This is a genomic window from Romboutsia lituseburensis DSM 797 (genome assembly GCF_900103615.1).
In the GTDB taxonomy this organism is placed as follows: domain Bacteria; phylum Bacillota; class Clostridia; order Peptostreptococcales; family Peptostreptococcaceae; genus Romboutsia_F; species Romboutsia_F lituseburensis.
On the sequence record NZ_FNGW01000011.1, the window covers coordinates 29,763 to 46,422 of the forward strand.

Annotated in this window: 13 protein-coding genes; 3 read left to right on the forward strand and 10 right to left on the reverse strand. The window is 28.3% G+C overall.

Annotation, left to right across the window (positions count from 1 at the left end):
* The first annotated feature begins 134 nt into the window (after positions 1-134).
* Complete coding sequence (locus BLP75_RS15470; protein WP_092727442.1) at positions 135-875, forward strand: RsiV family protein; 741 nt, start codon at positions 135-137, stop codon at positions 873-875.
* Between the two features lie 71 nt (positions 876-946).
* Here BLP75_RS15470 and carB read toward each other — a convergent pair whose 3' ends face one another.
* The 4 genes from carB to BLP75_RS15490 form a co-directional block, all read right to left on the reverse strand.
* Positions 947-4,153 carry a carbamoyl-phosphate synthase large subunit gene (carB, locus tag BLP75_RS15475; RefSeq protein WP_092727443.1) on the reverse strand — a complete coding sequence of 1,069 codons (3,207 nt, stop codon included), beginning with the start codon at positions 4,151-4,153 and terminating at the stop codon, positions 947-949.
* Between the two features lie 34 nt (positions 4,154-4,187).
* On the reverse strand, positions 4,188-5,234 hold the full coding sequence (carA, locus tag BLP75_RS15480; protein WP_092727444.1) for a glutamine-hydrolyzing carbamoyl-phosphate synthase small subunit: 1,047 nt from the start codon (positions 5,232-5,234) through the stop codon (positions 4,188-4,190).
* A gap of 12 nt (positions 5,235-5,246) precedes the next feature.
* A complete protein-coding gene (pyrF, locus tag BLP75_RS15485; protein WP_092727445.1) occupies positions 5,247-5,963 on the reverse strand; it encodes an orotidine-5'-phosphate decarboxylase in 717 nt (238 codons plus the stop codon).
* Positions 5,964-6,424: 461 nt separating this feature from the next.
* Positions 6,425-7,273: a nitroreductase family protein gene (locus tag BLP75_RS15490; protein WP_092727446.1), complete on the reverse strand. Its 849-nt coding sequence runs from the start codon at positions 7,271-7,273 to the stop codon at positions 6,425-6,427.
* A 421-nt stretch (positions 7,274-7,694) separates the two neighbouring features.
* Between BLP75_RS15490 and BLP75_RS15495 the strand changes: the two genes are divergently transcribed.
* The gene (locus tag BLP75_RS15495; RefSeq protein WP_092727447.1) at positions 7,695-8,924 is read left to right on the forward strand and encodes an aminopeptidase; all 1,230 of its coding nucleotides are present in this window, start codon (positions 7,695-7,697) and stop codon (positions 8,922-8,924) included.
* Positions 8,925-9,269: 345 nt separating this feature from the next.
* On the opposite strand, the gene BLP75_RS15500 is transcribed toward BLP75_RS15495, so the two are convergent.
* The 4 genes from BLP75_RS15500 to BLP75_RS15515 form a co-directional block, all read right to left on the reverse strand.
* Positions 9,270-10,229, reverse strand: coding sequence for a carbohydrate kinase family protein (locus tag BLP75_RS15500; protein WP_092727448.1), 960 nt, complete (start codon positions 10,227-10,229; stop codon positions 9,270-9,272).
* Between the two features lie 202 nt (positions 10,230-10,431).
* Positions 10,432-12,822 carry a homocysteine S-methyltransferase family protein gene (locus BLP75_RS15505; RefSeq protein ID WP_092727449.1) on the reverse strand — a complete coding sequence of 797 codons (2,391 nt, stop codon included), beginning with the start codon at positions 12,820-12,822 and terminating at the stop codon, positions 10,432-10,434.
* Positions 12,794-13,531, reverse strand: coding sequence for a vitamin B12 dependent-methionine synthase activation domain-containing protein (locus BLP75_RS15510; protein WP_092727450.1), 738 nt, complete (start codon positions 13,529-13,531; stop codon positions 12,794-12,796). Before BLP75_RS15510 ends, BLP75_RS15505 begins: the two co-directional genes overlap by 29 nt.
* The gene (locus BLP75_RS15515; RefSeq protein WP_092727451.1) at positions 13,521-13,976 is read right to left on the reverse strand and encodes an S-ribosylhomocysteine lyase; all 456 of its coding nucleotides are present in this window, start codon (positions 13,974-13,976) and stop codon (positions 13,521-13,523) included. The genes BLP75_RS15510 and BLP75_RS15515 overlap by 11 nt, the downstream gene beginning before the upstream one ends.
* 280 nt (positions 13,977-14,256) lie before the next feature.
* On the opposite strand from BLP75_RS15515, the gene BLP75_RS15520 reads away from it, so the two are divergent.
* Positions 14,257-14,982 (forward strand): tRNA 2-thiocytidine biosynthesis TtcA family protein, encoded by a 726-nt coding sequence (locus BLP75_RS15520; protein ID WP_092727452.1) that lies wholly within the window; start codon positions 14,257-14,259, stop codon positions 14,980-14,982.
* 80 nt (positions 14,983-15,062) lie between these two features.
* On the opposite strand, the gene rsiV is transcribed toward BLP75_RS15520, so the two are convergent.
* Positions 15,063-15,911 (reverse strand): anti-sigma-V factor RsiV, encoded by an 849-nt coding sequence (gene rsiV / locus BLP75_RS15525; RefSeq protein ID WP_242872450.1) that lies wholly within the window; start codon positions 15,909-15,911, stop codon positions 15,063-15,065.
* Positions 15,901-16,425, reverse strand: a complete 525-nt coding sequence (locus BLP75_RS15530) for a sigma-70 family RNA polymerase sigma factor (RefSeq protein ID WP_092727454.1) — start codon at positions 16,423-16,425, stop codon at positions 15,901-15,903. The genes rsiV and BLP75_RS15530 overlap by 11 nt, the downstream gene beginning before the upstream one ends.
* Positions 16,426-16,660: the final 235 nt, after the last annotated feature.

A 16,660-nucleotide genomic window follows, 5' to 3' on the forward strand; every position in this document is an offset into this window, starting at 1 on the left:
TATTCACTTTATATTCTTATTATCAATTATTTTAACTAGTATTTAGCTTATTATTTCTAAAACGTATTTTCATTAACAATCCTCATCTGCTTAGCATATTATATTGTAATTGATTTTTTTAGGGGGTATATTTAATGAGAAATTCTGAAAAAAATAATAGTTGTCTATATAACTTATTGCATGTAAGGTTTAATGAAGACATAGGAAGAGATGAATATTTCTCTTACAATTTACAATATCCTACTTTATATAGTTTTAAAAATACTTACTTTAATGTAGATCCTAATATTCTTAATAACCTGAATTCTACTATAAAAGAAGATGTATATACGTTTAAAAATGGATTAGCTGAAGAGGAGAAAGAAGCTAATAGCTCAGCAGCCCAAAATGCACTACCAAAGAAACATTATAGGGTTATCACTAACTACGCAATTACATTTAATAAAAATCATATCTTAAGTACTATATTAAATTTAATGGGATTCCCTGGAGAATTTGGACCTAGATATAATCAAATAAATAATTACAACTTTGATTTACTAACAGGAAATAGAATTTACTTAGAAGATATATTTAAACCTGGGGTTGACTATATCAAACTTGTAAGCGACTATATAAATTATAAAATCAATCAAAATAAGTCTCTATATTATGAAGATGAGCCTGTTGAAATACCTAGCGATCAAGCATTTTATTTAACAGATGATGGCATAGTTATATACTTTGAGTTAGATGAAATTGCACCTGAGGAATTTGGAATTCCTAAGTTTAAAATATCTTTTGAAAAATTTTCACAGTATATAAATCCACGATATTATTGTTCTCCTGATAATGTAGTTTCTTCAAGAAGAAAACATAGATATACAAGAAGATAGTTTTTTCTAAATAAATTATATATATTTAATGAAAAGTGGATGAAGTATGTAAGCTTCATCCACTTTTTTTATTATTCTGCTATGTTATATACTTCTAAACCAGCATCTACTATTTTCTTTTTCTTTACTTCTACTAAAGCTTTTAATGTGTCTAGAGATGTCATTACTTCTGTTGAGAACTCTGTAGCGGTTCTTCTTATTTTAAATCCATCTCTGGTAGAATCATTTCCTTTTGTAGGTGTATTTATTACTATATCAACTTGTTTATTCCTTATAGCATCCAATATATTAGGTCTAGCTTCTTCTACTCTATTAACTACATCTGCCTCTATTCCATTATCTCTTAATGATTTAGCAGTTCCTTCAGTTGCTACGAAAGTATATCCTATTTCATTCATATCTTTAGCTATTTCTATAAATTCTTCTTTGTCATAATTATTTACAGTTGCAAGTACTACACCTTTTTTATCTGACATAGTCTTCCCTGCTGCTAAAAATCCTTTGTATAATGCTTCTTCTAATGTTTCTCCAACTCCTAAAACCTCTCCTGTTGATTTCATTTCAGGTCCTAAGCTTACATCAACTTTAGCAAGCTTTGACATAGAGAAAACTGGCACTTTTACTGATATTAGTTTAGGCTCTTTATATACACCTATTCCATACCCTAAGTCTGCTAACTTATTACCTAGCATACATTTAGTAGCTAAATCTATTATAGGTACATTACTTACCTTACTTATATATGGTACTGTTCTACTTGCTCTTGGATTAACTTCTATTACATATAGTTCATTTTTAAATTCTATAAACTGTATGTTTACCATTCCAAGTACATTTAACTCTAGTGCTATTTTCTTAGTATAATCTAATATCTTAGCTTTTATTTCATCAGATATATTTTGACTTGGATACATTGTTATACTATCTCCAGAATGAACTCCTGCTCTTTCTAAGTGTTCCATTATTCCTGGTATTAATATATCTTTACCATCACATATTGCATCTACTTCTATTTCTCTACCTGTTAAGTACTTATCTATAAGTACAGGATTTTTCTTATCTCTTTGGAATGCACTTTCTAAATATCTAGCTAGCTTATTTTGGTCATAAGTTATTTCCATACCTTGACCTCCAAGTACATAAGAAGGTCTTACAAGTACTGGATATCCTAGCTTATTAGCTTCTTCAGTACCTTCTTCAATTGACCAGATAGCTTTTCCTTTTGGCCTATTTATATCTAATTTTTCTAATAACTCTTCAAATTTTTCTCTGTCTTCTGCAGCATCTATATCTGCAAAGTTAGTTCCTAATATTTTTATTTTCTTTTCATCTAAGAACTTAGCTAACTTTATAGCTGTTTGACCTCCAAACTGTAATATCACTCCGTCTGGATTTTCTTTTTCTATTATATTTAATACCTCTTCTTCTGTTAGTGGCTCAAAATATAATTTATCTGATGTATCAAAGTCTGTACTTACTGTTTCTGGATTATTATTAACTATTATAGTCTCGATTCCCATGTTTCTTAACGATTTTACACAGTGTACTGAACAATAATCAAATTCAATCCCTTGACCTATTCTTATTGGACCTGAACCTAAAACTATTACTTTTTTTCTATCACTTACTTCAACTTCGTCATACTGTTCATATGTTGAATAGTAGTATGGAGATAATGCATCAAATTCTCCCCCACAAGTATCAACCATTTTATATGCTGGTTGTATGTTGTATAACTTTCTTAATTCACATAATCTTTCAGGACTTATTTTCATTAAATCTGCTATACCTTTATCAGAGAATCCTTTTTTCTTTAATTCTAGAAGATAATCTTTATTTAAATCTTCTATTTTCATTCCTCTTAATTTCTCTTCTTGCTCTACTATCCACTTAAATTTATTTATAAACCACTTATCTACTCCAGTGATTTGTTCTATCATTCCTACTTTATAACCTCTTCTTATCATTTCAGCTAGATCGAATAATCGTTCATCATCTGGTACAACTACACTTGCCTTTAATTCTTCTAAGCTTTTTTCTTCAGATTGAGCATGAACTAATGAATATTTACCTATTTCCAGAGATCTAATCCCTTTTAACATCGCTGATTCAAAGTTGCTTCCTATACTCATTATTTCACCAGTTGCCATCATCTTAGTACCTAACTTTCTGTTAGCTTGCTTAAATTTATCAAATGGCCACTTTGGTATTTTTACTACCACATAATCTAGTGTAGGTTCAAAACATGCATAAGTTTTCTTTGTTACTGCATTTTCAATTTCATCTAATGTATATCCTAGCGCTATTTTAGCTGCAACTTTAGCTATTGGATAACCAGTGGCTTTTGATGCTAGAGCTGATGATCTAGAAACTCTTGGGTTTATTTCTATTATTGCATATTCTAAACTATGAGGATTTAATGCTATTTGTACATTACATCCACCTTCAACTTCTATTGCATTTATTATATCTATTGATGCTTTTCTAAGCATTTGATATTCTTTATCACTTAAAGTTTGGCTAGGTGCTACAACTATACTGTCTCCTGTATGCACTCCAACAGGGTCTATATTTTCCATATTACATACAGTTATGCAGTTTCCATTACCATCTCTTATTACTTCGTATTCGATTTCTTTCCAACCTTTTATACTTTTTTCAAGTAGTACTTGATTTACTGGACTTAACTGTAATCCTTGTGTAAGTATTTCTGTAAGTTCTTCAACTGTTTCAGCTATACCACCACCAGTTCCACCTAGTGTATAAGCAGGTCTAACTACAACTGGGTATCCAATTTTTTCTGCAAATTCAAGGCCACTTTCTAAGTCATTTACTATATCACTTACTACTACTGGTTGATTTATTTGCTTCATAACTTCTCTGAATGTATCCCTATCTTCACCTTTTTTTATGGATTCAACAGAAGTACCTATTATCTTTACACCATGCTTTTCTAATATTTTAGCATCATGTAGCTCAACGGCTAAGTTAAGAGCTGTCTGCCCACCCATTCCTGCTAATAAACTATCTGGCTTTTCTTTTTCTATGATTTTTTCTATAAATTCAATTGTTAATGGTTCTATATATATTTTATCCGCTACTTCTTTATCAGTCATTATAGTAGCTGGGTTACTATTTATTAATACAACTTCTATTCCTTCTTCTTTTAAAGCTTGGCAAGCCTGCGTTCCTGAATAATCAAACTCTGCTGCTTGCCCTATGATTATAGGTCCTGATCCTAATACTAATGTCTTTTTTATACTATCTATTTTAGGCATACTTTTATCTCCTTATCTAATCAAAATTCACAATCTATACTAATTCTAAGAATCTATCAAATATATAATCGTTGTCTTTTGGCCCTGGACAAGCCTCTGGATGATATTGCACACTGTATATTGGCAACTCTGTATGTTTCATACCTTCCACAGTGTTATCATTTAAATTTACATGCGTTACTACCATATTTTCTGGCATTTCAGAAACATAGTATCCATGATTTTGAGATGTTATAAAAACTTTGTTTTTTTCTAAATCTTTTACTGGGTGATTCCCACCTCTATGACCGAACTTTAGTTTAGCTGTTTTCCCACCTAGTGTTAATGCTAAAAGTTGGTGTCCTAAGCATATTCCAGCTATTGGTTTTTTTCCAACTAATTTTTTTATGTTTTCTATAACATCTTCTAAATCCTCTGGATCTCCAGGTCCGTTAGATAAGAATATTAAATCTGGGTTTATTGATAATATTTCTTCTGACTTACTTGTTGCAGGGAATATCGTTATATCACATCCACGATCCATAAATGATCTTAGTATGTTTTGCTTAACTCCAAAGTCCATAACCGCTACTTTAGTTCCTTGACCTGCTATATGTTCAACTTCTTTTCTAGTTACTGTTTTTACTGCTGTAGTATTCGAGAATGCATCTAACTTAGCTTGAACCTCTTCTACTGAAGCACCTTCTAAAGTTATTATCCCTTTCATAGTTCCATTGTTTCTTAATATCTTAGTTAATGCTCTTGTATCTATGTCTTCTAATCCTATAATCTTATTTTGATTTAAGTATGTGTCTAAATCCATTTCACATCTAAAGTTATTTGGATTATCACTTTTTTCTCTAACTATAAATCCTTTTACATGAACACCTTTTGACTCTACATCTTCTAGGTTTATTCCATAGTTTCCTATAAGTGGGTAAGTCATTGTAACTATTTGACCATAGTATGAAGGATCCGTTAATACTTCCCCATACCCCGTCATAGAGGTATTGAATACTACCTCCCCTACGCTGTCTTTTAAATATCCAAAGGCCTTTCCTTCAAATATAGTTCCGTCTTGTAATATTAATTTCCCTCTCATTAACCTTACCTCCTAAGCATTTTCTATTTCTTCTGTTATGCTCTTTGCTGATTTACTTGGATTTTCAGCTTTAGTTATAGGTCTTCCAACTACTAAGTAGTGCGCTCCTCTATTTATTGCATCCTTTGGCGTTACTACTCTTTTTTGGTCTCCTGCTTCAGATGAGGCTGGTCTTATTCCTGGGCATACTGTTACAAAGTCTGTTCCACATGCTTCAACTATTTTATGAACTTCTTGTGCTGAGCAAACTATTCCATCTATTCCTGCTTCTTTAGCTAATTTTGCTCTCTTTATAGCTAATTCTTCAGTATTCATGTTACACCCTATATCCTGTAAATCTTTATCACTTAATGAAGTTAAAACTGTTACTCCTACTATTATTGGTTTTTCTATGTTTAATTTTTCTGCTTCTTCCTTTGCAGCTATTGCACATCTTCTCATACCTTCCATATCAGATACATGTATAGTCATTAACCATACATTATCTCTTACAGCTGCTCTTACAGCACTTTCCATAGTATTTGGTATATCATGGAATTTAAGATCTAAGAATATTTTTTTCCCTTTTTCTTTTAAATAATCTACTGTTTTTCCTCTAGTAGCTACATATTGCTCTAGCCCAACTTTAAATATATCTACACTATCTTCTAATGTGTCTATTAATTCTTTTGCTTTATCAAATTCAGCAGTATCAATTGCAACTATTAATTTTTCTTTACCATTTATCATATTGAACTCTCCTTTTTAATAAAGCCTATAAAAAAATCCTTATACCCAAAAAGAGTATAAGGATTTTATCTATACATAACTATATTAGTTTAATTAGCTACGAGATATCTTTCCCAGCCTCTCTGGACTAGTTTAAAAGACTTTATTATTTTATTTTTATTTATATTTTAAAAGTTTACTTACTTTTTTAATTTTTACTTAACAATTAAAAAACCTCTAACTTTGCCAGCTAGAGGTTATGAATTCAAGTCTAAATAATCATATTAATACTTAACCTTTTTAGCCTCTCTGGACTAGTTTGAAGGAATTCTATTTTTAATTAAAATCCACTTTATATCCTCTCTGGGATAATTTAAAGCTTCATCTTGTTTACAATTATTACACTTATTCTTTTATGTGTCAACTATTCTTTTGATTATTGTTTATATATTTTTATTTATTTCTAGTTTTTATATATTTTTTTATTTTTCTATTATACTTATATAATACTCTTTTCCAAGTTTTTTCTTTGCATTTGATTTTATATATTCCACTGGTATATTATATTTTTCACATGCCATATCAAAATGCCTTAGTGCAATCCCCATACTTACTTTATTCATATCTTCTAAGTTTTTTTTAGGCTTTTCTTCGTATAAATTTATAGCTGTCTTGCTACTATAAAACATCCATGGTTGCATGTTTTTAACGGATGGAGATACCCTAACTGCATTTAACACTTTAATCCATTTTCTATCCATCTTTTTAGATATCTTCTTTAAAGGCTTACGATCTTTTCTTCCATCTATAGATTTAAATAAAACTTCTTGTTTTTCAGGATATCCAAACGCTATTAATATACATGGTTGTTCATCATCATTATGATTTGTATTTTCTTCCTGTTCTTCTTCTGGTTCTTCATTTTTTTTATCAATAGAACTCCCGTAATCCAGCTCATACTTTTCAACACGTTCAATGTCTATTATATCTTCCTTCTTTATATCACATTCTAACCAACTAGTTCCCAAACCTAAAGTAGTTAAATGTAGTACTACCTTTTCCATTGCAAAACCTATATTTTGCAAGTAATCTTCACCTTTATTAGATGTTACTACTATATAATGTGGTGCTTTTATATTACACTTTTTTCCCATCAAGAAATGAATTAAATGACCTCTTTCTATTACATTAGCCTTTATTTTTAACTCTTTGTTTAGATAAGTTATATCATTACATATATTTTTAACTTCTTCCATCAAAGGTGCACTTATATTTTTATTTGAATAATTTTTTATAGTTCTTCTATAAAAAATAGCATCATATAACTCCATCTACTTCCTCCTAAATTTTTATATCTATCTATATAAAAACTATAATATATTTTATTGTCACTAAAGAAACTGTCTATTATATTATAAGTTTTTTTGAGTTTTTTTGTACTATTTTAATGTAAAAAAACTATATATTTTTTTAGATATCTAATCAACCTAATATTAAAATGACATAATCTTGAATTTAATCATTTTTAGTATTTGCAATATGAGTTTAGTTTTTTGCAGTTTATAAAATTAAATTTTTAAGTTTTTGTTAAATTTCTATTTTTTAATTGCTATTTTATTGTATTTACTAATAAAATAAGATTATGATTTATGGAAAATTTATCTATATTTTTATTTTTATTAGTATGTTTAATGTCATTATGTACTAAAATATAATTAGAATAAATATCCTTAAAATTTTGGAGGTAACCTTATGGATTTTGAAAGAAACTTAGATAAATATGCTGAACTTGCAGTAAAAGTAGGTGTAAACATACAACCAGGACAAACTTTACTTGTAAGATCACCTATAGAGTGTGCTCCTTTCGTAAGAAAGGTTTTAGTTCATGCTTATAATGTTGGTGCAAAACACGTACATATAGAATGGTCTGATGAACAATGTACTTTATTAAAGTATTTAAATGCTCCAGAGGAGTCATTTAATGAATTCCCTAAATGGACATCTGAGCAATATGTTGATATAGCTAAAGAAGGTGGAGCATTCTTAACTATATACGCTCAGGATCCAGACTTATTGAAAGATGTTGATCCTCAAAGAGTTGCTAATTTCCAAAAAGCTTCAGCTATGGCTTTAAAAGAATGGAGATCTTATACTCTATCAGATAAGTGTAAATGGAGTATAGTATCTATACCAACTGAGGCATGGGCTAAAAAAATCTTCCCTAATGTATCTACTTCAGAAGCTATTGATAAATTATGGGAAGCTATATTTAAATGTTCAAGAGTTGAAGGTCAAGACCCTATTGAAGCTTGGAAAAAACACAATGAGGATTTAAAATTAAGAATGAACTTCTTAAATGAAAAGAATTTTAAAACATTAAAGTTTAAGTCTGCTAAAACAGATATAACTATGGGATTACCAGAAGGTCATGTTTGGTTAAGTGGTGCATCTGAAGATCCTAATGGTATAAACTTTAATCCTAATATACCAACAGAGGAAGTTTTCACTATGCCTCATAAATATGATGTTAATGGTGTTGTTTATAGTACAAAACCACTTGTATATGGAGGAAATGTTATAGATAACTTCTCTTTAACATTCAAAGATGGTAAAATAGTTGATTTTACTGCTGAGAAAGGTGCTGAGACATTAGGTAAACTTATAGATACAGATGAAGGTTCTCACTATTTAGGAGAAGTTGCATTAGTTCCATTTAAGTCACCTATATCTGATACTAATATAGTATTCTTCAATACTTTATATGATGAAAATGCATCTTGCCATTTTGCTTTAGGTTCTGCTTATAAAACTTGTATTAAAAATGGAGACCAAATCAAAGAAGGAGAATCAGATAAACATGGTGTGAATGAAAGTTTAACTCATGTTGACTTTATGATTGGTTCTAATGATATGAATATAGTTGGAGAAACTTACGATGGAGAAGAAATCCAAATATTCAAAGATGGAAACTGGGCATTTTAATTAAATATAACAAAAAAGAAATATATAAGAATAGATCTTATATATTTCTTTTTTTATTGAACATAAAAAAAGAAGCATCTATTTCCGTTATAGATGCTCATTGGGGGAGATTGTGAGATATTTATTTTAGGGGGAGTAAATATCTCCTATATTTTAATTATGTACATACTTAAAGTATTATATACATTTAAACTCAATATTTTTTACTTAAGATAAAAAAGACTAATAGAATAAGATTCTATTAGTCTTTTTAGTGTTGACGATAAATTTTATATCAATTAATCTCAAAATTTGTAGATTAACCTATAACTTAATTATATATAATTTTTTAAATATAGTAAATTTTTATTTGCTATATTTTTCTTCTGTCCAATCTATTTCATTAACATATTTTTGAACTAGATCTTGTGACATATCTGGATGTATAGTTTCCTCTGTCGATATAGTTATTGTTGACATTGCTATCGCATATTTTACAGTATCTACTATATTAGTAGATTTCATATATCCATTTGCTATTCCTGCAACAAATGAATCTCCAGCTCCAGTAACATTAACAACTTTAACATCATTAGCTTTTATCTTACCTTCATCTGATCCATTGTTATAGTATATACCATCTTCATCTAATGTTATAAACACATTTTCTATACCTAAGTCTATGAAATATTTTCCAGCTTTTCTTAAATCTTCATCATTGTGTATTTTGAATCCACACATTATTTCAGCTTCATATCTATTTGGCTTTATAGTATGGAAATATTTTATTAAGTGTTTTACTGTTTTTGCTTTAGCCGCTGATACAGGGTCTAATATAAATTTAGTATCTCCACTAAATGTTTTTATTATATATTCTACAATATCAGGTCTATCTGAATCTAGTATCATATATTCTGAGTTTTTAATTATATCTGCTTTTGAGTCTATAAACTCTGTTGTGAACATGTCTATTATTTTCATGTCAACTACAGCAGATACCATCTCTCCCTGCTCATCTAAGATAGCCATATATGTAGGTGTGTGACCACCTCTTATGATTAAAGATTCACTCATATCATAATTCATTACTTTAGAATGTTCAACCATTCTGTTTCCTGCTTCATCATCTCCTAAAATAGATATAAATTTAGTATTTACACCTACTCTAGCCATGCACTCTGCTATATTTCTACAAACGCCTCCAAAAGAAGTTTTTACTTTACCTGGATTTGAGTCATTACATCTGTAATTTCTATCTGTAAATCCACATATATCAAAAACTGATACTCCGAAAACTAATGAATAAGGCTCTCTTTTTTCAATCATCGTCGTTTACCCTCCCTAAGAATCACCTTCCTATTTTATCACATTCTTATGAGTTTTTTCTATATATTTTGTATTTTAATGTTTTTTATACATATTTTTACAGATATTTTGTTTAAATTTGTAAAATATTTCATTACTTTTAGCATTATTTTTATTATAACTGTTATTAGTTTTAGCATATTACAAAAAATTAATATCATTTTTAAAGTAAATTTATTTTAGCTATTTCTACTGCAGATTTTGCATCTTTTGAATAGTAATCTGCTCCTATATTTTTAGCATATTCTTCTGTTAAAACAGCGCCTCCTACAAATACTTTTACATCTATATTTTCTTTTCTAAGAGCTTCTATAGTATCTTTCATACTTGCAACTGTAGTCGTCATTAATGCACTTAAGCCAATTAATTTTATATTTCTTTTAATCGCTTCTTGTACTACATTCTCAATAGGAACATCTTTGCCTAAATCTACAACTTCATATCCATAATTTTCAAGCATTATTTTAACTATATTTTTTCCTATGTCATGGATATCTCCTTTGACTGTAGCTACTATTATTTTACCTTTTGATGTAACATCATTATTTTGTTTAGATAAAACTTCTTTTATTGTGTTTAAGGACATTTTTACTGTTTCAGCTGACTGTATTAATTGAGGTAGAAATAAAACTCCCTCTTCATATTTTTTACCTACTTTATCTAACGCAGGAATTAAAACTTCATTTAATATATAGTCTTGATCATGTGTTTGTAATAATTTTAAAGTTACATCTTGAGCTTCATCTTTTAATCCTCTTTCAACTATTTCATCTAAATTTAATTGTTTTTTATCATTATTGTTTTTAATTTTATTTTCTATATTTTTTATATCATTATATTTCTCTATATAATTTTGGCAATGTTTATCTATATTTTTTAATACTTTAAATGAGTTTATAGCTTCCATAATACCCTCTTCATTTGGATTTATTATGGGTAAATCAAGACCATATTCTAGTGCAAGTGTCAAATATGCGCTATTTATAGCTTTTCTATTTGGAACTCCAAATGATATATTAGATACTCCCAATATAGTTTTTACACCTAATTCTTCTTTCACCATCTTTATACACTTTAGTGTTTCCATAGCTTCTGATTGTTGTGCTGAAACTGTTAATGATAAGCAATCTATAAAAATATCTTCCTTTTTTATACCTTGATTCTCTGCTCTATCTACTATTTTTTTAGCTATTTCAAATCTTTCTTGTGCAGTATTAGGTATTCCATTTTCATCTAAAGTTAAGCCTACTATACAAGCACCATACTTATTAACTATAGGAAGTATTTTTTGTAAAGATTCTTCTTTTCCATTTACTGAATTTACTATAGTTTTTCCATTATAGTATCTAAGTCCTTTTTCTAATGCTTCTATGTTTGATGAATCTATTTGTAAAGGTATATCTATTACAGATTGAATTTCTTTTAAAGTCTTAGGCATTATAGTAGCTTCATCTATATCTGGTAAACCTACATTAACATTTAATATTTCTGCTCCTGCATTTATTTGTTCCATAGCTAAATTTATTATGTAGTCATATGTACCATTTTTAAGTGCATTTTTTAAAAGTTCTCTACCTGTTGGGTTTAATCGCTCTCCTATTATAGTAGGTGCTTTAATTTCTATACATTTAGATGGAGAACACACTACACTTTTAATTTTATTATTTTGTTTATTTATTTTTAATTGGCTTAAATTTTGAGCTATTTTATTTATAAATTTAGGATTGGTACCGCAACAACCCCCTATTATAGAAGCACCATATTCAATAAACTTTTGTACTCCTTCAAAGAATTCTGATTCATCTATATCATATATAGCTTGTCCATCTATTATATTTGGAAGTCCTGCATTAGCTTGAACTATTACAGGTACAGTAGCTAAACTTCCTATTTTTTTTACTATTGGTAAAAGTTGTTTAGGACCTAGAGAACAATTAACACCAATTGCATCTATACCCAATCCTTCTATTGTAGCTATCATACTTTCTGGCAAGCATCCTGTAAAGCTTCTTCCATTTTCATCAAATGTTATCGTACAAAATATAGGAAGGCTTGTATTTTCTTTTGCTGCTAATACGGCTGCTTTTGCCTCATATAAATCCATCATTGTCTCTATTATTATAAGGTCAGCTCCAGATTTTTCTCCCTGTATAGCTTGCCTTTTAAATATTTCATATGCGTCATCAAAGCTTAATGTACCCATAGGTTCTAACATTTCTCCAATAGGCCCTATATCTAGTGCTACATATCTAGGATTTGATTTATCAACTTTTTCTATCGCTAGCTTTGCTACGTTTACAGCATTATTTACTACTTCTTCTACAGTGTATCCAAGTTTTTCTAACTTTAACTCATTGGCACCAAAAGTATTTGTTGTAACTACATTAGAGCCAGCCTCTAAGTAAGATTTATGTATGTCTATTAATTTTTCAGGATTTTTCAAACCAAATATTTCAGGATTTTCTCCTATTTGCAGACCCTTTTGTTGTAACATAGTTCCCATGGCACCATCAAATATTAGTATATTATTCTTTATATATTCCCTTACATCCATTATCTTCATCCCCTTTTCTGTATCTACAATTTGTATAATTTGAGCACATTGTGCATTTTTTATTTTCATTTTTTATCTTTTCTGACGTTATTCCGATTATTGCAATTACTGATTTTCTAGGTATCATGATACTATTTGATGTTATTGTTAATCCTAAATTTTTATTAAGATTTAAGGTATCTATTATATCCCTATTACTTTCTATAGATAAATCTCCATACCCAGGACTGTATCTCATCGTTAAATATTTTCCTTCTTTGTTAAGCTCTTTAGATAATGTTCTTCCTATACTATCACACAGTTCTTCTATTGATGTAGTTGCACATGCATCTAATACTATACTTTTTGTTAGATCTGTATATGAATATTTTCTTATTTCTTTCTCTATATTTATTCCTAAAGTTGTTGCTAAAATAATGCACTCATCACATTTATACAATAATTTATATAAATCATTACTTTCAAACTTTAAGCTAGAATCTTTTAAAAATATCGATTTACTACTATTATCCTTATCTCTTAATATAGGATAAACCCTCAAATAATATCGAGGGTTTATTTTTTCTTTGGTCATTTTAATACAATCATCTATTAAATCATTTAGATTGTTATCTATATGTTGACCTTTATATTCTAAATATCTTAAAACTTCTTCCTTGCTTATATCAATTGAGCTATCTATGCAGCTATTTATACTTTTATTCACCATATATATTAAGAGCAAATCCTTTTTCTAAAGCTTCTCTTGCGTATTCTTTTGCTCCAAATAATGACAAGTCTTTATAATTACCACATTCTATAGCTGTTGCAGCTGGCATTTCTGTAGCTTCTAATACCATTTTTAGTGCTTTTTCTAATCCTTCTTTTACTTCTAGAGGCTCTACTTCACCCCATAATATTAAATAAAATCCTGTTCTACATCCCATTGGAGATAAATCTATTATATTATCTAAAGTTTCTCTTAAATAAGTTGCTAATAAATGCTCTAAACCATGCATAGCTGCTGTTCCAAAAGTTTCTGCATTTGGTTGTAAAAATCTTAAATCAAATTTGCTTACCTTGTCCCCTTTTAATCCATCTAACACACAACATTTTCTAACATATGGTGCTTTAACCTTAGTATGATCTAATTTAAAACTCTCTACTTTTTGCATTCTATTCCCTCCATGATAATTATTTTTTCATATGATATAATTATACTTCAAAATTAATTCATAAGCATTCGTTAATATTAATTTATCTGATTATATTTTGAGTAGTAAAATTTTTAAAATTTAGTTACATTATATATTTTATGAAACAATTTATGTTTCACGAAAAACTGTATAAATTTTATTTGTTATAATATTTTAATTCTTTTATAATTTATATATTGAAAATTAGGATATAAATAATATAACAAGCTTTTAATTAAACATTCTGGAGGAAAAAATTATGCCTATGCAAAAACTTCTTAGTAAAGCTCGTCAAGCCATACAGGATTTTGATATGATACAAGAAAACGATAAAATAGCTATAGGGCTTTCTGGTGGTAAAGATAGTTTAACTTTACTTCATATACTTAGTAATTATAGAAAGTTCTCTCCTCAAAAATTTGAGCTAATAGCTATAACTTTAAATCCTGGTGGTGTTGATAATGCTCCACTTTATAAGTTATGTGAAGATTTAGATGTTCCATTTTATGAAATTCAAACTAATATAAAAGAGATTGTTTTTGATATTAGAAAAGAAAAAAATCCATGTTCTTTATGCGCTAATTTAAGACGTGGTGCATTAAATGATAATGCTAAAAAATTAGGATGTAACAAAGTAGCATTAGGTCACCATAAAGATGATGCTATAGAAACCTTTTTAATGTCTATGTTTTACGAAGGAAGAGTTAACTGCTTCTCACCTAAAACACATATGGATAAGCAGGATTTAACTATAATCAGACCTATGGTCTATATTGAAGAATATATGACTAAAAAAGCTACAAAAGAATATAACTATCCTGTAATAGAAAATCCTTGTCCAGCTAATGGTCATACAAAAAGACAAGATGTTAAAGAACTTCTATCTAAACTAAATAAAGACATGCCTGGAGTTAAGAAGAATCTTTTCGGAGCTTTAAATAACTCTGAAAAATTATTTATTTGGGATAAAGATAAAATTAAATAAGTGTCTAAATTTAGACACTTATTTTTATAATTGTAAGGATTTATAAAGTTTTATTATTATGATAGATTTATATTTTTACTTTATCCTAAGTTAGGAGCTAAAACATTATTTGGTATAGTAAATTCTACTAATCCCATATATCCTGGAGCTACTTCATATTTATCAAAACATATAACTAACTCATTTTTATCGTTTATATAGAATCCTTGATCTTTTCTTATTTTATCAAAGTTTCCATCTCCCATTTCTTTATCATCTAACCAGTAAGCTTTATCAGGATTCTCTTTCATTTGTTGTTTCATTTGATCTTTTATATTTTTACTTATTATATTTACATAATCTTTGTCAGCAAACATATTCTCAAGAGTAAGAGCAGTTTCATTTTGCTTATTGATATTGTAGAATTTCCTTGTTGTATTAGATGAACCTTGTGCATGAAACTCATACACTACTAAAGATAATATTTTATCATTGTTTGTCATAGTTTCAGACCATGATTTAACCATTTCTCTACCTGGTATATTATCCTTCTTTAATTCTTTTATCTCTTTTACATATTCTTGATATAATTGTTTCGCATTATTTTCCATTTCTTTATTTATATTTTCTTGTAATTCTTTGTTTTTTAATCCCTCTACCTTATCCACATCTATTGATACATCAAATCCATTTTCATTTAAGTTATAATTTGATAATCTTACAACTTTAACTATATTTCCTACTACAGGTATTTGTTCTAATGTATTTGCAAATGCTGGGCTTAGATTAATTCCTCCAACAAGTACAGCTATAGATGCCGCACTTGTTAACCATTTTCTATTCATCGGCTTTTTCTTATTTAATGATTGATTAACTAAGTGATTTAAATTTTCAGGAATTTCTATATTATTATAGTTATCTTTTAATTGATCCAATTTTTTATTTTTCATAATTATCTCCTTCTAATCCATTATTTATCTGAATTTTTAATAGCTTCAAAGCCCTATAAAGTCTCGTCTTTATAGTATTTTCATTTTTGTCTAGTATTGTTGCTATATCTGATATTTTCATATCTTCAAAATACCTAAGAATTACTAAGGTTTTGTCTTCCTCGCACAAACTGTCTAAGGCCTTCTGAATATCTATTTCTATATCTATATTGTGCTCAACAAAATTATCAGAAACTACTTCTCTTTTTTCTTGAATGTATTTTTTATTTTTTCTTATATAGTCTATAGCTGTATTTATTAAAATTTTATAAAACCATGGTTTTATTAGCTCTACATCTTTAAGAGTCTTTATTTTTGATAATCCTTTACATATAGATTCTTGTACTATATCTAAAGCATCTTCATTATTTTTTACATACGTGTATGCTATTTTATAAAATATATTTTGATTTTCTATGATGTAATTTTTAAAAGTTTTTTCTTTCTTTTTCTTGTCTAAGCTTAGTAAGTTCATCTTTCTCGAAGGCCTCCTTTTCATCACATATATATAGACGGGCTATCTTACTTTAAAAGTTTCAAAACTTTTTTATTTTTTATTTATAAGTTTATTGATATAAATAATATTAGCAAACTTACTTAAGTTATAAAGTAATCATTTTTTTTACACATAAAAAAAGTATGGATTATTTTCCATACTTTTATTCATAACTATTGTACCCATATCAACATATATGAGCATTTTTATTTAC